Genomic DNA, 25,204 nt, shown 5'->3' with positions numbered 1-25,204 from the left:
AGTGGGTCAGTTTTCGATGCAAATCTACAGGCTATTTCTCTCGTTGGCGCTTACACCCTTCATTGCGTTCATCATGTTGCGCGGTGGTGAATTGCAAAAACAACGCACCATCAAACATTGATGGTGCCAGGATGACATCCACAACTGATGGCATTTTTTCTTTTTCCGACAATACGTTAAGTGTTAGCCGAAGAATGGCTGGACTCTAGATGGTGATGACCGCCGAATTTCTTACTTTGCGCGGCTTGGGCTAGCGACAATTTCTACTTGGAAAATCTAGCATCGGAACTGCAAGCGTAGGAGTTTTTCGATTTATGCTGATGCCGTCAAATGAGGCCTTGGTCCGCACGCAAATACAATACACCATTTTCCAATTTTCTAACGATAGCCTTTTGCGGAGCGACAAACTCTGAGTACATTGATGCCCGTATATACACACCTTGATCTAAAAACGGACCTGTATCAATGCGCGCCAAGTTAGAACTAGAAGCCAAAACAACCCAATCGGGATCCCACGCCAATATAAAATTTCTCATGAGCGCTTCAGCACAATTTCTTGAGAAAATATCAAATTTAACAGGAAGTCGCAGTACGGCGGCATTAGATAAACCTACAGTACCAGCATATAGTCCACACGTAATCATGATAGAGGCTGCAGTAGTTGTGTCGCCTCCATTCCACAGCGAGATACGGTAACCTAAATTATCTATCGACGAACCGTCGCCATCCCTTCTATTTCTGCCACTCGATAACAAGCCTAGCAACGATTCAGTTGTCAAACTTTCCGGTGAGGTTTTACTGGCAGTCGATTTCCGTACTCCTTGTCGTCGCCATCCCTTAAGAAGGTCCGAAGTAAACTCCAATGATGCAAAAAAATTCTCCGCTCTGACAGCACACGCTTCGATGGATTCTTTGCGAGGCCCCCAATATGCGGCAGCTAAATATGTTTCCAATATATTCTCCTATTATTTGGGGGCTGCATACACAACAGAAATTCCCTTTATACCATTGGCACTAAAGAGATTCTGAATTGCGGTGGCCACAGTTGGCTCGGCGACTGTCCATTGAATGGGTTTGCCAGAAGCAGCCTGTAGTTGTCTTGCAGCCTGATCCAGCATATCTGCTTGCCCAGAGAAAAAAGGTTTAAATTGTCCATCACTTCCGACAAAATTTTTATATCCAGGGCCTTTAACTTCCTGCAATGTTCCATCGGGAGTTACGCCGTCAAATTTTACTCCTTTAAGTAAGTACGACTTCCCAGTCTCACCCGTAATCTGTGCCTGATAGGCTCTTGCCCGATCCGGCATAGATTCGTTTACAGCCACCCAACTTCCTCCGTTTTCGTCAGTCCCAGAATTGTTCGCGTTGCCGGTGCCATTTCCATCATTACTTCCCGTAGATAAAATTACATTACTCGTACTAGGCGAAGTTCCCGACGAACCCATTGGCACTATTGCCCAACGACAAACCATGCCGGCGCATTGGAGAATCGGCATACCTGTTACAGGGGCCATTCCTGTAGAAGATGGGGGTCCAAAATCGCCATCTATTTCGGGAGGAAACTGATTTTGATTGGCGCTATTCCCTAGCGACATTTTGAGCACATTGACAAAACCGCTAGCTGAGCCGGCCGCATAGTCTTTTATATAGTTCCAGAAGGAACTCAGCACTCCTCCGCTCTTTGCCTCCGCTTCGACGTGATCACTTCCTGTCGCATTGTTCAATGCCTCATTCGCAGCCCAAGTTACGCCTGCATGAGCGTCTGCTCCGGCTATTCCTGCCAGAGTTCCTCCAGCCAACGCAGAAAGTGCCGCTACCAAGGCTATTTGCTGAGGAGTTAATGCTTCTCCCGTCGGATCAATTGCTTTAATCACATCTGGAGACAAGGCTGCGCTTGCTAATCCCCCCAAAGCGCCGCCTTCGCATCCGGTGCCACTGGCAGAACTGGCAGCACAACCCAGCACACTATGCGCAATCAGATTTGCAATAAAATTTGGATCTTTGGTCTGATCTGAGTACGTCCAGTCACCAATTCCATTGGCAGCCATTGCCGCGGAATTGTTAATCACATTGTTTACCAAGGCTGTTCCGAAACTACCGCCATAAGCAGCAGAATTGATCCCTGCACTGATAGCACTCTTAATCAGAAGATTGCTTGTGTATTGCGTCTTGTCTGTCAAGAAACTGAGCCAATCGCCTTGATTGAGCGCGGGTACTCCACCAACTCCTGCAGTGACAGTTGTCGGTGCGGTAGCAGTACCTGCCCCGGCATCACTTGCGCCCAGACTTCCGGATGTGTTGCCAAGAACTCCTGCTGTCACTCCAGCAGTCACACCAGATACTGCCCCAGCCTTGAACACGCTTCCAATATCCAACGATCCCGTTGTCGCCAATTGCGTAAAGGCACTTGATGCCATTGCACCGGCCGCAGCAGAAAGTGCGACGGTAGCAAATCCTCCCGCTGCAAATGCGGAACTTGCCATGATGCCACCGACAGCAGCAGCCTCAGCAAAAGTGGCTCCACCGGCTACTGCTTCAAGCATGGCCACTGAAGCAGCTTGTTCCATCGAGCCAAGCGCGGCGGCGGCGGCTCCTCCGGTCACAACCGCCAAAGCGATAGCAATGGCAATGATGAGCACTTGCCCGAACACGCCCGGCCCGCTTGTGTCTTTGATGAAATTCGTCTGAATATTGTCGTGGGGGGTGATTTCTGTGAAATCACTGCCCAACTGCTGCCGCAAGGAACTCAGTAGCGCCGCGGTTCCTGCGGTATCCGGTGTACCGTCCGCATTGACCACACGGAATGCATCTCCAATAGCGGTAATGCGATCTGCCTGCACATTGAGATTGACCGCCGACATGAAGCCGCCCGGCTGCAGTTGCGTGCCGGTGTACTCCATCCAGCCGCCCTGCACCTTGTATGCCGAGGTACCGATATCGACGCTGCGCTGTTCGTTGGTCAGCGTCGAGGTTTGAACATTCAGATTAGTTGCCTGAATGATCCCGGTATTGGTAATACTGTCCTGGAACGTCAGTTTGACGTCGGTGCCACTGATCACGCCACCAGCCGTGGTACCTGCATAGTTTTGAGGTAAATAAACTTGCGGCATCAGAGCGTTGACCGTACCGCATTTTGTGCTGCTGAACGAACACGCGGGATCCGGCACGGTTTGCTCTGTGTACCAGAGCATCGGCTTATCCAACGCACTTACCTGCCCGGCCGTCAATGGCTTGCCAAGCTGCAGGTTGTTCTCAGTTGCGTACGCGATCGCATTGTTATAGAGAATCGCCTTCTGCTGGTCATCGATACTGAGACTGTTGGACGAACTCCATGCCACGCCGTTAATGAATGTACCGGAGCCGGTTTGTGTAATTGCAGCCTGACGAATCAGATTGTTCTCTGTCGATGCGTCATAATAGAAAAGATTGGTATCTGGACGTAATTCCGGCGGCAAGTTCGACACCAGCAAGCCTGGACCAAACGTCGACAGCAAGTCGCCGCCGGAGATGCTTACTGCATAGACTGGAGCCGATGTACTCGGTGTGCCGTCGGATGCCACGACATCGCCACTCGGTCCGATTTGTACCAGTTGCGGCGCAATTGTTGAGGCCGCAGTCGGCTGCTTGGTATCAGTAATGCCGTTAATCAGATTCAAGCCACTCAACGACACGTCCGTGCCATAAAGATTGCCCGTATTGACCACATTGCCGCCGGACATGACAGTCAGTGCGTTGCCTGCCTGGATGCCGGCGATTTGCGTACCATCCGCGATGACGCCGTTGGTGTAGTGTTCTTTATCGCTGCAGAACCAGCAGGTTTCTTCAGTCCAATGTCCTTGCCAATAAGTATTCAATGCGACTGCTGTATTGCTGACCGAGCCGGAGATGTCAATGTTGGCATCGGCACCAGCGGTAATCAGACCGCCAATATTGACCAGAGAATCGCCATCTATATTGATATTGCGAGCGCCGCTGATAACCGCTGCCGCGCTGGCCTGGTTCTGGCGATCGATGTTGCATTCGCTGCCCTTATAAATGCCACCGGCATTGCAGCCCAGTGCGAATTCAGGGTTTTCGTTGCCGTAACTGACGTGCGTTGTTACCGGGCTGACGACGCGATTGGTAATCGCTGAGGCGGTAATGTTGACGTCGCCGGCAGTCGACAAGATGGTGCCCGCAAGATTGTCCAGGCTGTTTGCGTTGAGATTGACGTTGCCGCGTGCTGACAGCGTTCCGAAATCATTGGAAATCGTACCGGCAGTAACGGTCAGTGTGCCGCCAGCGACGACGTTGTTGGGTGTCTGCTGATAGGCAAAGGTATCGACGTGGGCATTGTCTTCACGACACGTCACACTTGGCAGACAGCCTGGCTTCGTGGTGAATGATGACTGATACGTTCCCTGATTGACGAAATTTCCTGGCAACGTGATGGTGATGTTGTTGCCAGCGACCAGATCACCTGCGTTGATCAGATTTCCGGATCCGTTAAGAGCAACATCGACACCCGCACGGAGCATGCCTCGTGTACCGAGTACCGTCGTCTCAACAACACTAGTAGGCGCGACCAGCGTATTGTCGGGTTTATAAGAATTTAAGGCCGCGAGATATGGCTGGTTTTTTTGGGCAAATGCTGTAAGTGAGGCCAGATTGACGGTGTCTCCCGTCCGAGACGTAATAACGGTATCTGAAGAGCCATTCTGCAAACTTCCCAGATTGGCAATTAAATTATTGGCCGCAGAGATCGTACTCCCTCGATTGGAGAGTGATCCAGCAGAAATCACCGCGTTGTTACCGGCTAGAATTTGGCCAGCGGTCCCCTCCTTTTGTTGCAACACGATGCGATCCACCGTAGGTAACGCATAGGTTGTCGCAACGCCAAACGGATCAGTGATGGTAAAAGTACCTAGTGTTTTATCGATGTTTGTGACATTGTTTTTCGCCCCGTCGTGAGCGGCAAAGCCATCAGCAGTGTTGTTGGCGTCCGGATCATTTGTATTTAATACATTTGAAATAAGTGCAGCTACGGTCCTGTAGCGAATTGGAGGATCAAATTGTCCCGCTCCATTACTATCCGATGTGGTTGTAAAACGCTCCGCCATGGATCCAATCCTGACAGTACTAACCAAATCGAAATTAACTGCTTGTGTACTTGTTGAAACTAACGTGACTGGTGCCGCTCGATCATTATTAACAGTCGCCGCCTGAATCGACACATCCTTCTGCGCAGCAATCGTTCCCGCAACGTTCGTCAGCGTCCCACTCAGATTGGCCGAGAAATTGTTATTAGCCTGAATGACGCCAGTGCTGTTGTCGAAGTTGCTGCCTTGAAGAACAACATTCCTGAGCGCTTCGATCGTGCCGGCATTCGTCCCTGTACCACTGAGTGTCAGGTCACGTTCTGCATGCAGCACTGCGCCAGCAAGGTTGTTCATCGTCCCGCTGGCAGTCAGATCTCGACCAGCGACCAGTGCACCAGCATTGGTGATCACGCCTGCGGAAGACGACAAGCTGAGATCGCCGCTGCTCTGAATCACGCCGGCGTTGACGACGCCGTTCACACCTGACAGCGAGACACGACTTCCGCTCGCCATCCACGCGCCGCTGTTGACCAAGACGCCGGCATTGAGCGTCAGCGCACCGCCCGCATTCAGCTGGCCGCTCGTCGTACTCGACAGATCCAACGCGGTGTTCGCTGCACTGACGGTGAGGTCATTGCTGGCGGCAATCAATCCACCCAGATTGTTGAAGCTGCTACCAGCGCCTGATACCGTTAAAGCGAGATCGCCTGACGGAGTGGCATTGGCTGCGGCGTTAGGATCACCGACATAGATCGTGCCACCAAGATTACTGGCCAAGCTATTGACGTTGGCAACCAGCAGGCTCTTTGCCAGCATGCTGCCGAAGCTGTTATCCAGCGCGCCGGACACGTTGATGCGCAGATTGTCACCATACAACGTGCCGTAGTTCGCCAGATTGTTTGCCGTGACGCTCGTACTTGCGAGGCCGGCCAACTGTGACGACAAGGCGTTGCCGACTGTATTCGCAGTGATGGTTAAATTGCCGCCGGTGGTCCAATTTCCCGAGTTATAGAACATTCCCCCAGCAGAAACCTGCACGTCCCCGACAATCGCTCCCGTCTGGCTGGTGGTGACATTGCCGCTGCCGTTGATTGCCAGCGCACCGCCGACGACGGTATTACCCAGAGCGACATTGCGTCCGGATATCTGTGTATTGTTGGCGGCAGTCATCTGGCCGATGGCTACATCCGTACCCGCAGTCACCGATGTAGCACCATAACTGGTCACACTACCGACGCTGACGCCGCCATTCGCTCTGATACTCGCCCCTTGGCTGCCATAGACGCTGGTCGCATTGACGTCGCCATTGGCATCGATCGTGACATTGCCATTATTGGCGTTCAGAACACCCGCTCTGACGCCAAGGCCAGCCGTGGTTCCGATCACTTTAATCTGACCGGCGTTCATAGCGCCGAATGCCGTCGCATCAATCTGCAACGCGGGATTAGGACCGCCGAAGTTTGGCGTCGATCCATTGGCGGCGACATTGTAGTCACTGCCCACCTTGCCCTGCCCGGCCACGGCTTCTGAAACGGTTTGTTGCCCACTGATCAGATTGATTTGCTGGCCCGCATTGATGGAGGCGTTGACGCCGATGCTACCGCCGATCAAATCAATGACGCCGGCGCTGCCTTCAATGCCTGCGCCTGGCGTTCCACTCGCGCCGGCCAGTCCTTCAATCTGAATATGTCCGCCACGCACATCGTAAGAAAGTGCTTTGGCGTCATCAAAATTACTGACGGCGCCACCGCGTGCTGACAAAAACTGTGGCGTTCCTGTCGTCATGACGACGCGTGGCGTATTGATGAATCCGCACGCAGTACAGTTAATGCCATTGGGATTGGCAATGATGACGTCTGCTTGCCGTCCGAATACCTCGATCGTTCCGGCAATCGTGCTGGCACTTCCCTGTGTGGTGACCTGATTGATGATTTGTGACGCCTGCCGTCCTCCCAATGCGGTATTGGCCGAGACCGTTCCACCCAGCGTACTGCCACCGGTGATCAGGCTGTTGTTGAGAATCAGGCCGATGGCATCGACATTGAATTGGCTATATTGATTCAAAGAGATGCCGGCAGCGTTGGGTGCCGTGATATTGACGACCGGAACGCCTCCACCAGTGCCGGTACTTTGTGTGACTTGCGGCTGAAAACGGATAGGCGCCGCAGGGTCCGCAATTGGCGCGGCAAAGACCGGGGTGCCGAATTCCAGCGATGGCAGCCGCTCTGTCGTCTTACTCGCAATGGTGCGCACAATGCCAGGGATTTTATTTTCCAGTAGCGCCAATGTCGGCAACCAGCCACCGTCTTGCGCCGCCACGTCAGCGCTTTTCTTCACTTGGACCAGGAATGTCTGCCAGTCGACAAATCCTTCGCGCGCAACCTGTGTCTCAATGCTCACGCCGAAGACGGATGCAGAATTCCTTGCATCCTGCCAGACGAACTGCAGCGGCCCAATCCATAACGTAAACACCAGCAGACCGGAAATGATCCTCTGCCAGAGAGGTCGCTGTTTCGGTCCCGTTCCAATAGACAACTGAAACGTTTGCGTCAAAGCGTTCTCTACCGGTACAGTTGGTGTGTCAGACAATGTTTTGGATTGTGTCGCGCGCTGCATGGATTCCCTCTTGTTTTTCTTTTACTGCTCTTTCGCACTATCAACGCAGCCTATTGCTGGACCTTCGCCGACTTGGTCAGGTCGCCAACCAAGGTCATCGTGGCGCGCTCCAAGGCCTGACGTTCCATGGTTTGACGCAGCGGAACTTTGACGCTGTCGTATTGCGGAATTTGAGTCGGACGCAGCTCGTCCAGGCGGATGATGTAGCGCTCGCCATTCCAGACCACCGGTACCGGTGTCAATGCGCCGGGAGTGAGCTGGGCGATCGCCTGCGCCACAGGTAACGGCAGGTTTTGTGTTTTTCCTTCTTGCGCCGGCAGTTTGAAACTGATCCATTCCAGTTCTCCGCCTTTGGCCTTGTTGCTGGCGAGACTGACTTGCGCCGCCAGCTTGGCGAAGTCGGTGCCTGCTTTCAACTGCTCCAATACTTTTTGCGCTGCCGCGTCGTCAGCTACCTGAATCAGACGAGCCTTGTATTCATTTGGACCGAGACTGGCGACGATGGCATTGAATTGCTCCCTCACCATTTCTTCGGTCACGGGCGCTGGCTTGATTGCGTCACGCAAATAGGTCTGAATCACTGCCGCTTCTTTAGCAAATTGCATTGCTTTCTTCACCTCATCCCGTTTCTCGAGCGCTGGATTTTTTGCAGCTTGCTGACGGAATAGTTCTCTAGCAATTAATTGGCTTTTTATTGCGCTACGCAGTTGAGGGCTATCAGGGAGTCCCGTTAATTTAACGGCCGTGTTGACCTGCTCTTCTGTAATTTTCTGGTCATTGACGATTGCCACCACACCCGGAGGCAAGGCTGATTTTTGCGCTGTTTGAGCAAAGACCGAGACGGGCGAAAACAAAGCGCCGACGAGGAGACCAAGTGCGATTTTTTTTGCTGTGAGCTGTTTCATATTTTTCTCTGATGAACGATAAATTTTTAATACGACCAATTCAGCGTGGCTAACAACAACACGCTTCTCTTTTCCAAATAATCCGGCTGCTGGATGGGGCGTCCCAACGTAATCTCGCTGGACCAGCCCTGTTTCTCCAGCTGAAGCTGCATGCGCACGCCAACGCCTGCCCCTGAGAGCTTTCTCGTGCGCTGTTCTGAAATCAGCTCAGTGAGCCCCATATCAAAAAATATGTAGGGTTCAAAACGTACATCGCTGAGCGACGGTGCATTGGCCCAGATCACTTCATTTCTTGCATAGGCGCCACGGTCGCCGCTAATGCCGTTCTCCCGAAAACCACGGACCGACGACATGCCTCCGACAAAGAGCTGTTCCGATCCGAATAGGGACTGCCGCGACCATTGCCCGTTGACCTGCGATTTCAGCGTCAGCGCCATGGAAGCCACATTCGGCAAGGCGGCCGTAATCGAGCCGTTGAAGTCCACTTTGGTGAACTGACTATGTGCTTCATTCTGCTGAATCTGGGCGTCATCCTTATTCGCACCAAATGCGCTCAGGCCTTTGGATATCCCCGCCTCCAGAGTCAACGCGGCTGGCTGCTGCCGCACCAGAAAGCGTTGAAGCGTATTGATGCCGACACGCAGGACCGTCAGCTTCTGTGGATCCAATGTCAGGTTATTGATATCGCGGTCGGCTCTGCGCAAAGAAAGACTCGTATCGACGGCTGTCTTGGCAGTCTGGCTACGTGCAATGACACGATTCCACGCCCAGGTGTTTGCCACGGTGTTCCCATACAGGAGCGCGGTATCACCGATCAGGGTCTGATACTCGGAAAGAGAGGCGGTATAGCTGAAGGTGTTGTAGCCGAAAGGTACGGAAGCCGATGCCACCAGTGCATTCGTCTCCCTGCTGCCGCTATAGTTGAATGACAATATTTCCTGAAAGCCGAGAAGATTGTCTGCTTCGACACCGATACGTGTGCGGTTCAGTCCCGTTTGCTGACTGCCGTAATTGTCGATGCCCGCGTTGAACCACAAGCGGTCGCCGACCTTGTTGTTGAGGCCGATGATCGATCCGCCGGGTGTGGTGCCGGGGAGAATTTGCATCTCCGCTTTGTTGCGGCGCATGCGGTTGATCTGCTCTACTCCTTGTTCCAGATCAGTCAGGTTCAGCAGATCACCAGGCCCGGTCGGAACCGCCATGCGTACGCCCAGTTCAGTCAGCCATCCTCCGCTATCTGGCGTAGCGCCATCTTTTCGTGGCGACAGCGCCTGGCCATTGAGCTGAATCGACTCGACTTTTCCCGGAACAAAAGTAATCACCAGCACGCCCGACTTCAGGTTCTGTTCGCCAAGATAGGCGCGTGTGGTGATGAGACCGTTTTTGACGAAAGCTTCGGTAAAACGTCGCAACAACAAATTGATTCGGGCTCCGCCCAGGGATTTGTTCAGAAAAGGCTGAATGATCTGATTCAGCTCGCTCTCCGACAGGACGGTATTGCCGGCAATGTCGATCTGGTGAATAAGAAAGGTCGGTCCCGATTCCGGCAGTTGCTCCACGTCGGCAATCGTGTCAGCACCGCTTGCCACCGGCTTGGGCGCGTCGATCTGTGGTGCCGGTTGCGTAGCTTCACGCTGCCGCTCGCGATCGCGCTGCTCTTGCAAGAGCCGTTGCGCCGGATCTTGTTCCGGGCGCGGCACCTGCGCATACGCATGTATGCACACCAATTCGATGGCAGTCGCCATCGCGATACGCGAAACAAATCGAGCGACATTGCCATTGCGCTCACTACGAAAAACACGCATCGACATCACCATAGCCCGCTTCCCAAGCCCAGACTATGCTCGATGGAGACCGGATCCCGATGTGGCGCGCGTAGCGTCAATATGCCGTTGGCGGCAATCATCTCCGTCAATCCGGTGAAACTTCCGCCGTCGATAATGCCTTGGCCATTAAGCGTCAGCTTGTTCCCTGCCGTCCAGGTGCCGCCGGTATCGGTCGCATACAAACGCGCCCAACTACTACCGAACCAGGTTTTCATGCCGCTTTGCGAATAGGCGCGATATCCCATCACGCCTTGGGCATAGATGCGGGGCGCAGTGACCGTGAGATTTCCCAGTGCGAGCACGTCACCACCGATGTTTGCTGCCTCTGTACCTGCGGTGATGGTGATGTTGCCGCTCGCTGTCAACGTTCCGCCGTGACTGGTAATGTTGCTCGACGCGCTCGCACTGCAGAAAATCATGCAGCTACGCTGGTAATGCGCCTGCCCGTCAAACAAGGCCTCGTTACGAAACGCACCGCTAACGGCGATATTGATGTTGCCGTTGTTGACCAGCCCAATACCGCCCTGATTGACAAAATTCGCGGCCTGGATATCGATGCCATTTTCCCCAACCAGATACGCCAGTTGGTTAGGCATCGCGACACGACCATAGTCGATATCAAAGCCACTGCTTCTTTCCGTCAGAAACAACCAACGGCTGCTGCTCGTTTGATATGCCGATGCCTGCTCGCCGTTCGCTCCTGCCATCTTGTCGATGATGTTGGAAACGGTACCGCCAGCGATCAGCGACAGAACGGTATTGCTGATCAGACGCGCATTGTGGTTGGTGATGTCACCGGAAGAGCGTATCGCGACATCGTCGTTGAGACCGAATACGGCGCCCAGCAGTGTTTCTGACGGCGATTGATTGATGAAGGAACCAACGGTACGAATAGTCACCGCACCAAGCGACGCGCCGTTACCCGCAATACGTTTATTGCCTTGAAGCAGACTGCCGATGTTGGTGATATCCGTGGCACTGGTCATGAGCAGGCCGCCGTTCACGGCGACAATACTCGAGGATAAGTCGCCATCATTCGTCGTCATGACGCTTCCGCCCTGCACAGTGACATTTTGCGCGGCGGCTACATCTGTTCCTGAAAAACTGGAGGCACCGGTCGTCGTCACGGAGACGTCGGCTGCGGAAGATCGCAAAGCACTCTTGAAGACTCTGCCGCTAGCGGCGTCACGCACTCCATTGGTTGTCAAAGACGCCGCATTCACGCTGACACCCGCAGCGCCGTTTACCGTAAAACCCGATAACTGGATAACGTCCGTTGCCGTAAGAGCGACGGTGCTCGTCGTCGAACTAAGGCTTGCTGTGCCGAGCGAATTGAGAAAAGGCGAAGTGTTCGACAACGCTATATTTTTGCTTTTCAGAACAACGTCCTGCTCGGCCGCCAGTTGGCTTGCGTTGATCAGTATCTGCCGCGAATCGTCATAGATACCGATGCCACCAGTTGCATCGAACACGGCGCGATTAAACGAGTAATCGTTGGTGCCTGCCACGCCGTCTGTGCCGATGAAAATATTGCCGCGTTGCGTGACAACCACGTTGCCGCTGGCATCAATCGTGCGCTGGCCCGCCGTTAAATTGGCATCTACCAGCGCCACACCGCCGGTTCGGATGTCAATCGTTCTTCCGGCCTGAATGGAGGCGACATTGCCATTGCTGCTCTGGCTATCGACATTGGCGTTGGCCATCACCACATCATTGGCAGCCTGAATGCGACCGCCAGCGATGTGCAAATCGCCATTTCCGGCGATGGTGAAGTCGCCCACGTTGGCATAGATGACGCCGGCATGCCGCACTCCGGCTCCTTGCTCCGTGATGACCAGCTCAACGCGACCGGCAGTCAGGCTCCCCAGCGCCGTGATGTCCAACGTAGTCGCACCCGGATTGCCACTTCCGGATGCCGTATGCCCAATCCAGGTGCTAATCAGATCGGTAGGTGAAACGCTGCCGTCGATTTCCGAATGACTGCCGCCGGCGACGGTACGGATTCGCGCTGCCGAATTGCTGACAGTATTGAGGACAGGGCCATTGACGGTGATCTGCTTGGCGATCAACTCCAGATCGAGGATCGCGCCGCTAAGTCCGTTTGGACCAATGACGATCTGGCCTTGCGAGGTGTTGAGAACAATATTTCGTTGGACATTACCGGGAGACAGCGTGATGTCGTTGAAGCTGACCTGCCCTGTCGTCAGGACCACATTACCCGTATTCACAAAGCTTCCGCCGTTGACGGTAATGCCGTTGGGATTCGCAATGATGACGTTCGCACGCGAACCCAATACCGTGATGTCGCCTTGGATCAGACTCGGGCTGGTACTCGTGACCTGATTGACGATATTGCGTGCATTGACGCCGACGTTATTGAGCGCCGCGCCTGCCGTCCCGACATTGAATTCGGTATAGGTATTGTGCGAAACGCCCGACACTGCGGGAGCGATATTGACCGTCTGCCGGCCTCCGCTGGTTGACACCGTCGTCGCTGTACCGCCATCGGCAACGATGCCCGCTGCGTATGCAATCGAGGTTTGTACAAATGCCGCACCCAAGGCAATACGCCTCAAGCAGGTTAAAAATGAAGACCCCATCCCGACTTCCCAGATTATTTTTTTGTTGCTGATTTAGCTCTGGAGACCCGCACTGACAGACCGGTCATTCTTGTGAGGATGTTGCGGTCGCTGCTGTTCTCGTTTTTGTTCTACACAGGCTTTACATGTGTAAGGCTGTGTTTATACAGAAACGTTTTCCACATAGAAATGTTCATGCGACAACAAACAACAACATACCAATAATATGAATCAAACTACATCGATGCTCTTTACCAACAATCAAGGCGTGAAGAACTGCACCAGATAAAGTCGAGCCATGTTGTCGTTGAATTCTTCTGTCATGATCAACAATAATGACGTGATACAACTGGCTCAACAGCAGAGAGTGAGTTTGGGTGAACTATCTGGAGAGATCACTGAAATACTGGAGAAGCGATCTGCTCGCATCGACCAAGAAACATTGCACAACCGCCAGTTTCGTTCAAGAACAACGATATCTTTAACGACGCACAGCAAACGTCCGTCTCCGTTGCCGGCACTATCGGCTCGTATAACAAATTGTTCAAATTCGTTGCCGATACCATCGAAGCCAACAAATCAACGATCGTCACGCAACAGCCGGATGGGAACCGACTTTACCGCGGGCACTTTGCTTTCTTTGGCATAGTGAGAAAGCGGGATCAAAGGATTGAGTTCCGGGTAATAGCCCAGTACGCAACCTCGGGGAATATCGAAAGCCTGAATGCGCAAGCCCCCGACACTGCGGTCAATATGGTCCTCCCCCGGAGGGACTACGGATATAGCCTTCACGATGTCCCCCTCTGAAAGCTGCAACTGCTGAATGTCTGCACGATGCATCAGCAACACCTTCCGTGTTCCGTGGACACCGCGAAATCGGTCGGATAAGCCATATACGGTGGTATTAAATTGGCTGTCGCCTCGTGTTGTCATTAACCGCAAAACGTCGCCGCTGGGCGGAGGCATATCGGGATCTGCGTCCAGGCAGGTTGGCGGAAAAAAATTAGCCTTCCCGTTAGGTGTTTCCCATTGCCGTGTACGCGCGCCCATCGGCCTGGCGAAACCTCCCGGATTCCACATGCGGCGATTGAAATCTTTGAATATCTTCGGATAAGTAATTTCGATGGCGTCGCGAATAGTCGAGTAATCGTCCATCCAAGTCTGCCACGTCACTTTGGGGTTGAAAGGTAGAAGACGTTTTGCCAGCTGTCCGATGATCGCCACTTCAGATAACAGCTCGGGAGAAGCAGGCTCAGCTTGCCCGCGCGACCCATGCATGCATCCGGTGCTATCTTCCATTGAAACGGCTTGCGGACCACTCGCCTGACGGTCGATTTCGATACGTCCCAGACAGGGTAGCAAGTAAGATTTCTTGCCGTGAATCAGCGCGCTGCGATTGAGTTTGGTAAGTACCTGCACTGTCAGAGGAATTTCTCGCCACGCCGGCTCTATGCGCCGGTGGTCCGGAACAGCGCGTACGAAGTTTCCTCCCAACATGAAAAATGCAGATACGTTCTTTGCCAACACTGCTTCACAAGCTTCCACCGTGTTCCAGCCTTTCTTCGACGGCGGCTCAAATCCGTATTGCTCCTTCAGTTTATCCATTGGAACAAGCTCAGGCTTTTCGGTGATTCCGACAGTCCGTTGGCCCTGAACATTTGAATGCCCGCGTATGGGGCAAATGCCCGCGCCGGGCTTGCCGATGTTGCCTCTCAACAGCAACAGGTTGGTTAACATGTGAATCGTTTGTACGCCTTCCCGGTGCTGGGTTACCCCCATTCCGTACATCAACATCACAGCCTTGGCGTTAACGTAGGTTCTCGCCGCCTGGATCAGCTCTTCACGACTGACACCGGAGGCTTTTTCGATATCTGTCCAGTTAACTTTACGAATCGCGGCGGCCAATTCTTCAAAGCCTTGCGAGTGTTCTGCAATGAAGTTGACGTCGACAATCCGTTCGCCTCCGTTCATACGTTTCTCGTCGTCTGTTTCGAGAATCCACTTCATCATGCCGGTCAACGCGGCAATGTCGCCGCCGACCTTGACGCGCACATACTGAGTACTGACATCGGTATGGGCAGGAGTCGCCATTTGCAGCGGCGACTGCGGATTGACGAATTTTTCCAGACCGCGCTCCCGTATGGGATTAAAGGTAACGATGGGCACACCGCGTTTGCGCACCTCCTCAAGCTGATGCAGCATGCGTGGCGCATTGGTGCCCGTGTTATGACCGAAAAACAGAATGCAATCGGTATGTTGAAAATCCTCCAATGTCAGCGTCCCCACCGGCACGCCGATACTTTTTGGAAGCGCTACCGATGTGGACTCGTGGCACATGTTGGAACTGTCCGGCAGATGATTATTGCCATACATCCTGGCCATCAGCTGGTAAAGATAGGAGGCTTCCAGTGAAGCCCTTCCTGACGAGTAGAACACAACTCCATCGGGCTCCATTGCCCGAAGATCTGCGGCGATAGCGTCAAAGGCGTCATCCCATGCAACCGGTACATATTTGTCTGAACTGGCCTCGTAGCGAAGCGGGGTTGTCAGTCGACCCGCGGCTTCCAGTTCCATGTCGCTCCAACCTTCAAGCTCACGCACGGTATGTCGTTCAAATAAAGAGGCATCCGCACGCTTCGAGGTAATCTCCCACGCAGTCGCCTTCGCACCATTTTCGCAAAACTCAAAGGCATGTGGGTCGGCCGGTTTCGCCCACGAACAACTCACACAGGCAAACCCATCCGGTTTATTTTGTTGAAGCAATACCTTTGTGCCTTTTACCAATACTCTCTCTCGGCCCAGAATCGAGCTGAGGGCACGGACAGATCCCCATCCGCCGGCGGCGTTCTGGTATTTTTTAAAGTGGGCTTTACGTGGATCGTCTTCCTTTTGCATGGCTAGCTTTCCTGAGGCCGGAATCCCAGCGCCCGCATCGCAGACGTCAGGGACTGATTGATAAAACTGTTATTGCTCCACGGCGCATTGCCCCGGTCGAGGCGCGTATGAATGTTGGAGATGTTCCATTGCGAACCGCTCTGCAGCCTCTCCAGTTCATCCCAGGACACCGGCACCGACACGCCCATTCCAGGACGCGCGCGCAGCGACCACGCACAGGCAGTCGTCGCGCCGAAACCGTTGCGGATGTAATCCAGGAAGATCCTGCCGACACGATTGCGGCTCCCGCTCTTGGAGCTGAACCGCTCGGGCAAGGTCTGCGCCAGATGCGTGGCGATGGCATGCGAGAAATCCTTGACGGTATCCCACCCGTGCTGCCGCCGTAGTGGGACAAGAATGTGAAGACCTTTTCCGCCACTGGTCTTCAACAGGCTTTGAAGGCCGAGTTCCTGAAGAAATCCGCGCACCAGAGTCGCGGCTTCCTGCACTGCCGCCCAACTGACATTGCTACCGGGATCAAGATCAAAAATGAAACGATCCGGCTTGGTGGGGGACGTCCGTGTGCCGTTCCAGGTATGGAATTCAAGAACGTTCATCTGTGCTGCACTGAGCAAGCCCAAGGGTTCTGCAACTTCCAGATAAGGAGGATGATCCGGATCTATCGCCTGAGGGAGCGCTCGAATTCCCTCCATCGCGCGTTGCTCAAGATGCTTCTGAAAAAAAGTTCACCGCCCACGCCCGTTGGCGCCCGCACGAGCGATACAGGACGGCCCTTCAAGTGCTCCATCATCAGCGGTGCAACCAGGGCGTAGTAGCGCAGCACCTCGATTTTCGACGTGCCGCGTTCTTTGTCGACAATGCGATCAGGATGTGTGATTCGAAACGAGGATAGGGTTGATTGCGGCGATAGCGGCGATGGCGACGCGGTACGCGCACCACCGTCCTCTCCTTCCGACACCAGGCTGTCATGTCCCGAATGTCCTTCGTGCAGCTTCTCGTGCGGCTCGTCCTCGGTCAATAACGTCGGTTTTTCGCGAACGATTTCCTCCGGCTTTTTGTCAGTGCGCAGCCCGCGGAACACGGCGTGGCGTACGTGACCACCAGCGGTCCAGTTCGAGAACGAGATTTCCGCGACCAGCGTCGGCTTGACCCAATGTACCTTGCGATGCTTGCCGGTCGGCCCTTCCAGTGGAGCCTCCTTGACGTGCAAAGCATGCAGCTTCTTGGAGAGAGCCCCCAATCCGGAATCGTCGAAGCCGCTGCCGACATTGCCTGCATAGCGTAACCTGCCGTCTTTGTCATGCACTGCAAGCAATAACGAGCCGAATCCCGCTCGCGAACCTTGGGGATCTGTATGGCCGACGATCACGAATTCCTGCCGCTGTCCGCATTTCAGTTTGACCCAGTCGGGGCTGCGCCGCTGGGTATAGGATGAGTCGATGCGTTTGCCGATCATGCCCTCCAGGCCAAGCCGGCAAGCAGAGGCCAAGATGTCGTGGGGATCGACATCAAAGCTGTCGCTAAAGCGAATGTTGCCGGACAATTTGTCTCCGGCGCCATCGAACAAACTTTTCAGTAACTTGCGACGCTCAATGAGTGGCGCGTCGCGGATGTCGTAACCGCCGCAATACGCCACATCGAAAAGGTAGTAGACGATATCGTTGGTATGCTGGCCATCAAAGGCTTGCTGAAGTAATTGGAAGTCCGGCAAACCATCCGCACCGAGCACGACGATCTCGCCGTCGTACCATCCATCAGGCAACTTCATGTCTTGCAAGGATTTTTCCAGTACAGGAAGCTGCGCGGTCCAGCAATTGCCGTTGCGCGTCCATAGTTGCACCGAGCGTCCCTCTACGCGAGTCAGGATCCGGTAGCCGTCGAACTTGAGTTCATACAGCCACTCGCCGGCCTCTGTCGGTGGGTGTTCAACCAGCGTTGCCAGCTGCGGGCTGAATTTTTCCGGCAAGGCCGATTTTTTTGCCACTTGCCGTGTTGCCTCCCCGCTTGCAACCGCAGTTTGTTCCGGCACGGGCGGCGGATCGAGAGCCGCGACGCTATCAGGACGCTCATCCACCACGCTGAATGCCGAATCGGCTTGCGCATATTCATCTTTTTCTTTGATCAGAAGCCACGGATCCTGGCGCCCCTCACGCTTGTTCATGCGCACCAGCGCCCATGTCCCCACCAATTTGTGACCGTAGAGATGGAATTTCAAATGACCTGCTGCATAGCCTTTGGCCGCATTGCCGATCGGTTCCCATGTACCTTTGTCCCAGATCATCACTTTGCCCGCGCCATACTGCCGGGCAGGTATATCGCCTTCAAAGCTGTTGTAGGAGATCGGGTGGTCCTCGACATGCATTGCCATGCGCTTGATGTGCGGATCGAAGCTTGGCCCTTTCGGAACGGCCCAGCTTTTCATGGTGCCGTTGAGTTCAATGCGAAAGTCATAGTGCAGTCGGCGCGCCCAGTGCTTCTGGATCACGAACGCCAACCTGCCTTTGATTTTTTCACCCCGAGCCACCGGCTCCGGCGTGATCGAAAAGTCACGCTTCTCCCGATAACGTTTGAGTGAATCAGCCATCTTCTGCCCTAACTAAAAGCATGCTGCATTCCGTAAAACTATTCGGCTTCCCATGTCAGAAACACCATAGAAATAATCCTGTGATAGCGTGCACGCGCATTGCCGGGGGAAAGTTTAAATAGTCAGATCACACCAAATAATTTAAGCACCAGCGCCAGTCCAACCAGAAGAAAGGCAATGAGCCCGAGAATAATCCTCGACGGCGCCTTGGACGCCTGACCACCTTCCATCCGCTCTGCAGTGCTTGAAGCGTCACCAGACGCTCGGTTTGCTTGCTTGTCTATTTGCTCGGTCATCTGTGACTCCGTGTCTGCGGCTGTGCTTGTGGCTTGTTTCATTCTGAGCATAGACCTGCCTCCCACGCCTGCCAGTCGGCCTTGCTCTTTATTGGTTGTAGGAAAAATTGAAGCAAGAGATACAACAAGTCTGCTTGTCTTACAGAATGAAGCGGGTGACGCCGACAGCAGGATCAGTTAGCTATGCGCATAATTTTTTTATCATGCTGGTGCGTGGGGCAGCTGTAAGCCGTCACTATTTTCCGATCCCCAATTCATCGGTTCTCCGATTCCCCTTTATCGCAGTTATCTGCAAATCCGTCGATTATTCATCGTTCCCGACCAGTCCATGGCATCTCCATTCACTACGTCAGCCGGTGCATTTCTACAGAGCGTACTGCACCCGCAAGGCATCCAGGCGGAGCGGATCTGGAATTTGTGGAATCTCACGCTGGTTCTATGCGGAGCCGTGTTTTTCCTGATCGTGACGGTCTTTTTATACGCTCTGTGGCGGGCGCCACGCAGCACCGCAATCACCAAAGCCGACATTCACAACCAGCATTCCAAACGCGTTCACCATATCGCCATCGCTTGGGCTCTGGGCTTGTCTGCAGCAGGACTGGGTAGCTTATTCGCGGTCGATATGCTGACCGCTCGTCAGTTGTCGCAATTGCTTCCCGACGATGCCTTGCGCATCGATCTGACCGGCCACCAATGGTGGTGGCAAGCGACGTACCTCAATAGCGCCGGCGCGCCCGACTTCATCGTCGCTAACGAATTGCAATTGCCGGTCGGCCGCACGGTTCTCATCAATCTGCGTAGCGACGATGTTATCCATTCATTATGGATTCCGGCGCTGCATGGCAAGCTCGACCTGATTCCCGGGCGTACGGCCACACTGCGCCTGCGCGCCGATGCTCCTGGCAGTTACCGCGGCCAGTGTGCTGAATTTTGCGGCGAGCAGCATGCCTTGATGGCATTGCTGGCAATAGCAAAACCTGCCGAACAGTATGAAGCATGGGCAGTGTCGCAACGTCGTCCTGCCGCGCCGCCACAAACCGAGTCAGCCAAACATGGGCTTCGGGTATTTTTGTCCAATGGCTGCGCCTCTTGCCATACCATCCGCGGCACCGCCGCTGCCGGCACGCTCGGCCCCGACCTGACGCATCTGGCCGCGCGCGAAACACTCGCGGCCGGGATGCTACCCAACCAGCGCGGACATCTGGCAGGCTGGATCGCCAATGCCCGCGCGATCAAACCGGGTGTCGCGATGCCGCCTTCGACACTCACACCAAACGATTTGCACTCCCTGCTCGATTTCATGGAGACATTGCGATGATGTCTGCATCGTCTTTCCCAGACAGCGTGGCCGTCACAGTTGAGGCCTCGCAAGCTGATGCACTGGAAGCGACTTGGCGCGATCCGCCAGGCTGGCGGGGCTGGATATGCGCGGTCAATCACAAAACGATCAGCCGGCGCTTCATGATCGCGACGTTCGTCTTTTTCCTGCTGGGCGGTGTGCTGGCATTGATGATACGGCTGCAACTGGCGCAACCGGCCAACACCGTTATCGGCCCCTCGCTGTACAACCAGTTGTTCACCATGCACGGCACGACCATGATGTTCCTCTTTGCCGTGCCGGTCATGCAGGCAATTGCCATCTATTTGATTCCTCTGATGATCGGCGCGCGCAGCGTCGCCTTTCCGCTACTCAATGCGTTTGCGTATTGGATTTTCGTATTCGGCGGGATGATGTTGTATGCCGCGTTTATCGTGGGCAGCGGTCCCGACGTGGGCTGGTTCGCTTATGTGCCGTTGTCGCTGACTTCCTATTCCAGCGGCAAGGGAGTCGACTTCTGGGCACAGATGATCACATTCACAGAGTTGTCGGGCCTGATCGAGGCCATCGTCATTATCACCACCATCCTGAAAATGCGTGCTCCCGGCATGTCGTTGCGGCGCATGCCCTTGTTCGTCTGGGCGATGCTGGTCACGTCATTCATGGTGCTGTTTGCCATGCCTGCGGTGATGTTCGGCAGTACTGCGCTCATCACTGATCGCCTCGTCGGCACCCAGTTCTACAGCTCGGGGGACGGCGGTGATGCCCTGTTGTGGCAACATCTTTTCTGGTTCTTCGGCCACCCCGAGGTCTACCTGATCTTTATCCCTCCACTGGGCTTTTTGTCTCAGATCATTGCCACATTTTCACGCCGTCCCATTGTCGGTTATCCATTGATGGTGCTGGCGTTGATTGCCACCGGCTTTCTCGCATTTGGCTTGTGGGTTCATCACATGTTCGCCACCAATCTTCCCGAAATCGGAAAAGCCTTCTTTACCGCCGCAAGCTTGTTGATTGCGCTGCCGACAGCGTCGCAAATATTTTGCTGGCTCGCCACTTTATGGAGTGGTCGGCTCTCTCTGCGCACGCCTTTGCTTTTTGTATTGGCGTTTTTTGTGATCCTGCTGTTGGGCGGATTGACAGGGATCATGCTGGCGCTTGTACCTCTCGATCTCCAGTTACACGACACTTTTTTTGTGGTCGCGCATTTGCATTATGTCTTGCTCGGCGGCGCCGTCTTTCCGCTATTTGGCGCCATCTATTACTGGTTCCCGAAATTTACCGGGCGCTTGCTGGGCGAACGGCTGGGCCGCTGGCAATTCTGGTTATTTTTTATCGGGTTCAATGTCAGTTTTTTTCCGATGCACATGCTCGGCCTGCAAGGAATGCCTCGTCGGGTCTACACCTATCCGGTACAAATGGGGTGGGGAGCGCTGAATTTTTTGTCGACCATCGGTGCAATGATGATTGCGGCGAGCGTGCTGATGTTTTTGTTCAACGTATGGCGCAGCCTGCGTCGCGGCGAATCGGCCGGCCCTGATCCCTGGGGTGCGGGAACGCTGGAATGGAGCGTGCCGTCGCCGCCGCCTGCAGGCAATTTCGTTGCGGTTCCCGTCGTGCATGCCAACGAACCCCTCTGGTCGCCGCCTGCACAACCGTCTTACGTCACCGGCCTGTCAAACACCGATCGGGAAGTATTGATCACTTCGGCAGTAGAAGCACAGCCGGACCACCGCTTCTGGTTGCCGCCGCCGTCGCCGTGGCCGTTTCTCTCAGCCGTTGCATTGACGGTCTTGTTTATCGGATCGATATTCACACCCTGGGCGGTGGTATGGGGAGCGATCCCGGTGGCGATCACGACGACCTTGTGGTTCTGGCCGAGGAAAGCCCGTACCGCCGCACGTACCTCCACCGAAATGCGACCATGATCATGAGCGGCGATACACATCACTCAGCCAAGCCTGCAAAACAGGCGGTGCGACAAGGCGCCGCACTCGATATCAGTGCTCTTCCCACCTTTGCGTTCGGTCCTCGCAGCACTACCTGGTGGGGCACCATGGGCATGGTACTGGTAGAAGGCACGGTCTTCGCGCTTGGCGTCATGAGCTATTTCTATCTGCGCAGTCAATCGGATCAGTGGCCGGACGGCGGCATTCCGCCCGACCTGATGTGGGGGACGCTGAATACCTTGCTCATGCTGCTCAGTTGCGTGCCCAATTGGTGGACTAACGAGGCCGCCAAGCAATTCGACCTTCGAAAAGTCCGGATCGGACTTTGCATTTGCATGGTTTTCTCGCTGCTTTTCCTGGGCGGCCGCGTCGGCGAGTTCGCCTCGCTCAACGTCAAGTGGAGCGACAACGCTTACGGCTCAGTGACATGGATGTTACTGGGGCTGCACACTACCCATCTGATTACCGACACCTACAACACGCTGGTGCTGACGGTTCTGTTTTTCACCGGTCCCGTGGAAGCCAAGCGCTTTGTCGACGTCAGTGAAAACGCGGCTTATTGGTATTTTGTCGTCATCAGCTGGGTTGCCATCTATGCAGTGATTTATGGCGGCGCGCGACTTTAGCCGATAGCGACCAGGAGACAAGGAAACGAGGAGACCGACGAGCATGATTTTTCGTGCCTTCATTTTGCGATTCCTGGCGGGGACGGTGTTGATGACCGGCGCCGTCGCCATGGCGCATCCGATTGCCCGCGTGTCCTCAACAGCAAGCTCGTTGGCGCTGGAGCTGCTGGTCGACGGCTGCCTGGCGGCATCCTTGTTACTGTATGTCATCGGCGCCGCCCGGCTGTGGCGACGCTCGACCAAAGGGCGCAGCGCCCATGTGCGACGCGGCACTTTTTTCTTGCTGGGGTGGCTGGCGCTGGCTGCTGCTTTATGGTCGCCGGTAGATACCATGGGCACCACGTCGTTTGCAATGCACATGATTCAACATGAATTGTTGATGATCATCGCCGCCCCCCTGCTGGTACTGAGCTATCCGTTCGGCACGTGGATGTGGGCGTGGAATCGGCCTGCGCGTCATGTATTGGGCAGGGCCGGCAATCATCCGGTTGTCGCACGGTGCTGGCGAGCACTCATCGCCCCTTTGCATGCCTGGGTCTTGCACTTTGCCGCGCTGTGGCTATGGCATGCTCCGCCGCTATTCGATGCCGCCCTGCGTAACGACGGCATCCATGCCCTGCAACATGCGAGCTTTCTCTTCTCTGCGCTTTTATTCTGGTGGGGCGTACTTGGCGAATTGTATCGCGACAATCAACGCGGCGCTGCAATTCTCTACTTGTTTACCACCATGATGCACACCGGGGCGCTGGGCGCCTTGTTTGCCATGTCCACGACCGTCTGGTATGCGCCATACCGTCAGCAATTCAATTCGCTGGGGCTAAGCACATTGGAAGACCAGCAACTGGGCGGTTTGATCATGTGGGTTCCAGGTGGACTGGCCTATGTCATCGCAGGACTGATGCTGTGTGCACAGTGGTTGCGATCACCACCGGCATTATCGGAGCACGCGCGATGAAAGAATTTTTTTCTCTCGCATGCCTGCTGTGCTGTCTGCTGGCGACGGGCTGCAAGCAAAATGCACCGGCAGTGGAGGCTGGAAGTGTAACCGGCGACCAAGTCCGGGGACAGTATCTTCTGGCGACTTACGGTTGCGCCGCGTGTCATCGCATCAAGGACGTCGCACCTGGTCAAAACCAGGTTGGGCCTGATCTGCGTTCCGTCGCCGACAACAGTTATCTGGCCGGGATCCTTCCGAATACTCAACAAAACATGGTGCGCTGGCTGATGCATCCGCGCAGCCTCAGTCCCGGAACGGCAATGCCTGAGCTTGGCGTGACCGAGAAGGATGCCCGAGATATGGCGGCCTATCTCTATGCACAATAGCAACCACATTGTCCCCGAAAGGAAACCAACGATGAGACCGCTGACGTCGCTTCGACTGGTTGTGACGACCATGCTGGCGTGCGCCCTGCTGCTCATGCTCGGGGCGGGCGTAGTCATCTGGAGCGGTTGGTACAACGTCGGCGCCGCCGTTCAACACTGGCAGCCGGTCTACACCTTGCTGGAATTCTCCATGCGGCGATCGGTGCAGAATCACGCCGCGGGGACTAGGGTGCCGCCGCTTACGCAGGAGCTCCGCAGCCAGGGTGCCGGTTTATACCGAAGTTATTGCCTGGCCTGCCATGGCGCCCCCGGCCTCGCGCCCGACAGGATGGGACGCAGCATGCAACCGGTACCCGGTCCTTTGACAGCGGCCCGACGTCGCTGGAAGCCCAATGAACTGCACTGGATTATCCGTAACGGCATCAAGATGAGCGGTATGCCGGCGTGGGAATTTCATCTGAGCGATGCCGAGACCTGGGCGCTGGTGGCATATCTGCAATACCTTCCTGAAACCTCGCCGGCCAAGGCCGTCCCCGCTACGCCAGAAAACTCAGAACCCCTGCTACGCTCCGAAAATGCCGCCCCCTCGAAAAACCTCGAGCGTGGCCGTAATGCACTTGCCCAATATGGCTGCCGGTCATGCCACGTCATTCCCGGGGTCAGCGGCTCGCAAGTTCAGGTCGGTCCCGCGTTACAGGGACTCAATGGACACAGCTATATCGCCGGCTATTTACCGAATACGAACGAAAATCTGGTGCGCTGGATACGCGCTCCCAAAGCAATTAAACCGGACAGCGCCATGCCTGATCTCGAGGTGACGCAGCAAGATGCCGAGGACATGGCGGCATATCTGCGCTCGCTGGAGAAATAACTTCAAGGGTCGCAGCGCATGAGCGACGCAGCTCCTCCGTCAGCCGGGTCCTACTTTCAATTGAGCCCTCCGCTGATATTCATTTCCAAAGTGCGCGCTCACTATTTGTACCGGACACCAGACACACCATAGACCCAGGGAGTAAAAATATGGACAGGCCCTTTTTTACAAACCGCCGCCACCGAACGAAAATCGATATGAAAACATGCTTACGTCTGCTTGTGCTGATGCTCAGCATCGGATACCTGACAAGCGCCGGCGCTCAGTCGTCCGGATCAGGCAAAGGTCCCGGTTCAAGTATCACTGGGCGTCCAGCGCCAAAAAAACAAGATGACGGG

14 protein-coding genes and 1 pseudogene are annotated in these 25,204 nt (G+C 54.8%); 7 read left to right on the top strand and 8 right to left on the bottom strand.

What is annotated here, in order from left to right:
• Window positions 1-326: 326 nt before the first annotated feature.
• The 8 genes and pseudogenes from HLUSI_RS32595 to HLUSI_RS0111300 form a co-directional block, all read right to left on the bottom strand.
• Window positions 327-953, bottom strand: coding sequence for an Imm52 family immunity protein (locus HLUSI_RS32595; protein WP_157137826.1), 627 nt, complete (start codon window positions 951-953; stop codon window positions 327-329).
• A 12-nt stretch (window positions 954-965) separates the two neighbouring features.
• Window positions 966-7,694 (bottom strand): two-partner secretion domain-containing protein, encoded by a 6,729-nt coding sequence (locus HLUSI_RS0111330; protein WP_157137825.1) that lies wholly within the window; start codon window positions 7,692-7,694, stop codon window positions 966-968.
• A gap of 50 nt (window positions 7,695-7,744) precedes the next feature.
• Entirely contained in the window at window positions 7,745-8,599 is an 855-nt protein-coding gene (locus HLUSI_RS0111325; protein WP_029363410.1) for a peptidylprolyl isomerase, read from the bottom strand.
• Window positions 8,600-8,625: 26 nt separating this feature from the next.
• Window positions 8,626-10,344 carry a ShlB/FhaC/HecB family hemolysin secretion/activation protein gene (locus tag HLUSI_RS0111320; protein WP_016834092.1) on the bottom strand — a complete coding sequence of 573 codons (1,719 nt, stop codon included), beginning with the start codon at window positions 10,342-10,344 and terminating at the stop codon, window positions 8,626-8,628.
• Window positions 10,345-10,409: 65 nt separating this feature from the next.
• Entirely contained in the window at window positions 10,410-12,986 is a 2,577-nt protein-coding gene (locus HLUSI_RS0111315) for a two-partner secretion domain-containing protein (RefSeq protein WP_016834091.1), read from the bottom strand.
• Between the two features lie 597 nt (window positions 12,987-13,583).
• Window positions 13,584-15,899: an FdhF/YdeP family oxidoreductase gene (locus HLUSI_RS0111310; RefSeq protein WP_016834090.1), complete on the bottom strand. Its 2,316-nt coding sequence runs from the start codon at window positions 15,897-15,899 to the stop codon at window positions 13,584-13,586.
• A 2-nt stretch (window positions 15,900-15,901) separates the two neighbouring features.
• Window positions 15,902-18,483: pseudogene (gene ligD / locus HLUSI_RS28150) on the bottom strand (DNA ligase D).
• A 122-nt stretch (window positions 18,484-18,605) separates the two neighbouring features.
• The gene (locus HLUSI_RS0111300; RefSeq protein WP_157137823.1) at window positions 18,606-18,779 is read right to left on the bottom strand and encodes a hypothetical protein; all 174 of its coding nucleotides are present in this window, start codon (window positions 18,777-18,779) and stop codon (window positions 18,606-18,608) included.
• Window positions 18,780-19,107: 328 nt separating this feature from the next.
• On the opposite strand from HLUSI_RS0111300, the gene coxB reads away from it, so the two are divergent.
• The 7 genes from coxB to HLUSI_RS34090 all read left to right on the top strand — a co-directional run.
• Window positions 19,108-20,097 (top strand): cytochrome c oxidase subunit II, encoded by a 990-nt coding sequence (gene coxB / locus HLUSI_RS0111295; protein WP_050977693.1) that lies wholly within the window; start codon window positions 19,108-19,110, stop codon window positions 20,095-20,097.
• Window positions 20,094-22,025 (top strand): cytochrome c oxidase subunit I, encoded by a 1,932-nt coding sequence (ctaD, locus tag HLUSI_RS0111290; protein WP_016834087.1) that lies wholly within the window; start codon window positions 20,094-20,096, stop codon window positions 22,023-22,025. The genes coxB and ctaD overlap by 4 nt, the downstream gene beginning before the upstream one ends.
• Window positions 22,026-22,153: 128 nt before the next feature.
• Complete coding sequence (locus HLUSI_RS0111285) at window positions 22,154-22,672, top strand: cytochrome c oxidase subunit 3 (RefSeq protein ID WP_016834086.1); 519 nt, start codon at window positions 22,154-22,156, stop codon at window positions 22,670-22,672.
• Between the two features lie 43 nt (window positions 22,673-22,715).
• Window positions 22,716-23,627, top strand: coding sequence for a cytochrome c oxidase assembly protein (locus HLUSI_RS28145; RefSeq protein WP_016834085.1), 912 nt, complete (start codon window positions 22,716-22,718; stop codon window positions 23,625-23,627).
• The gene (locus tag HLUSI_RS0111275; RefSeq protein WP_016834084.1) at window positions 23,624-23,995 is read left to right on the top strand and encodes a c-type cytochrome; all 372 of its coding nucleotides are present in this window, start codon (window positions 23,624-23,626) and stop codon (window positions 23,993-23,995) included. Before HLUSI_RS28145 ends, HLUSI_RS0111275 begins: the two co-directional genes overlap by 4 nt.
• A gap of 31 nt (window positions 23,996-24,026) precedes the next feature.
• Window positions 24,027-24,866, top strand: coding sequence for a c-type cytochrome (locus HLUSI_RS0111270; protein WP_016834083.1), 840 nt, complete (start codon window positions 24,027-24,029; stop codon window positions 24,864-24,866).
• A 149-nt stretch (window positions 24,867-25,015) separates the two neighbouring features.
• Window positions 25,016-25,204: hypothetical protein (locus HLUSI_RS34090; RefSeq protein WP_238533980.1), on the top strand; the 189-nt coding region annotated here is incomplete at its 3' end.

This window comes from Herbaspirillum lusitanum P6-12, assembly GCF_000256565.1.
GTDB classification, from domain to species: Bacteria; Pseudomonadota; Gammaproteobacteria; order Burkholderiales; family Burkholderiaceae_D; genus Herbaspirillum; species Herbaspirillum lusitanum.
The sequence above is the reverse complement of the archived record's forward strand: the minus strand, read 5'-3'. Positions and strand labels throughout refer to the sequence as shown.

Excerpts from the sequence above, each read along its gene's own strand:
- HLUSI_RS0111330 (WP_157137825.1), bottom strand. The coding sequence starts at position 7,694 with ATGCAGCGCGCGACACAATCCAAAACATTGTCTGACACACCAACTGTA.
- HLUSI_RS0111325 (WP_029363410.1), bottom strand. The coding sequence starts at position 8,599 with ATGAAACAGCTCACAGCAAAAAAAATCGCACTTGGTCTCCTCGTCGGC.
- HLUSI_RS0111320 (WP_016834092.1), bottom strand. The coding sequence starts at position 10,344 with ATGGCGACTGCCATCGAATTGGTGTGCATACATGCGTATGCGCAGGTG.
- HLUSI_RS0111310 (WP_016834090.1), bottom strand. The coding sequence starts at position 15,899 with ATGCAAAAGGAAGACGATCCACGTAAAGCCCACTTTAAAAAATACCAG.
- HLUSI_RS0111300 (WP_157137823.1), bottom strand. The coding sequence starts at position 18,779 with ATGACCGAGCAAATAGACAAGCAAGCAAACCGAGCGTCTGGTGACGCT.
- coxB (WP_050977693.1), top strand. The coding sequence starts at position 19,108 with ATGGCATCTCCATTCACTACGTCAGCCGGTGCATTTCTACAGAGCGTA.
- ctaD (WP_016834087.1), top strand. The coding sequence starts at position 20,094 with ATGATGTCTGCATCGTCTTTCCCAGACAGCGTGGCCGTCACAGTTGAG.
- HLUSI_RS0111285 (WP_016834086.1), top strand. The coding sequence starts at position 22,154 with ATGGGCATGGTACTGGTAGAAGGCACGGTCTTCGCGCTTGGCGTCATG.
- HLUSI_RS28145 (WP_016834085.1), top strand. The coding sequence starts at position 22,716 with ATGATTTTTCGTGCCTTCATTTTGCGATTCCTGGCGGGGACGGTGTTG.
- HLUSI_RS0111275 (WP_016834084.1), top strand. The coding sequence starts at position 23,624 with ATGAAAGAATTTTTTTCTCTCGCATGCCTGCTGTGCTGTCTGCTGGCG.
- HLUSI_RS0111270 (WP_016834083.1), top strand. The coding sequence starts at position 24,027 with ATGAGACCGCTGACGTCGCTTCGACTGGTTGTGACGACCATGCTGGCG.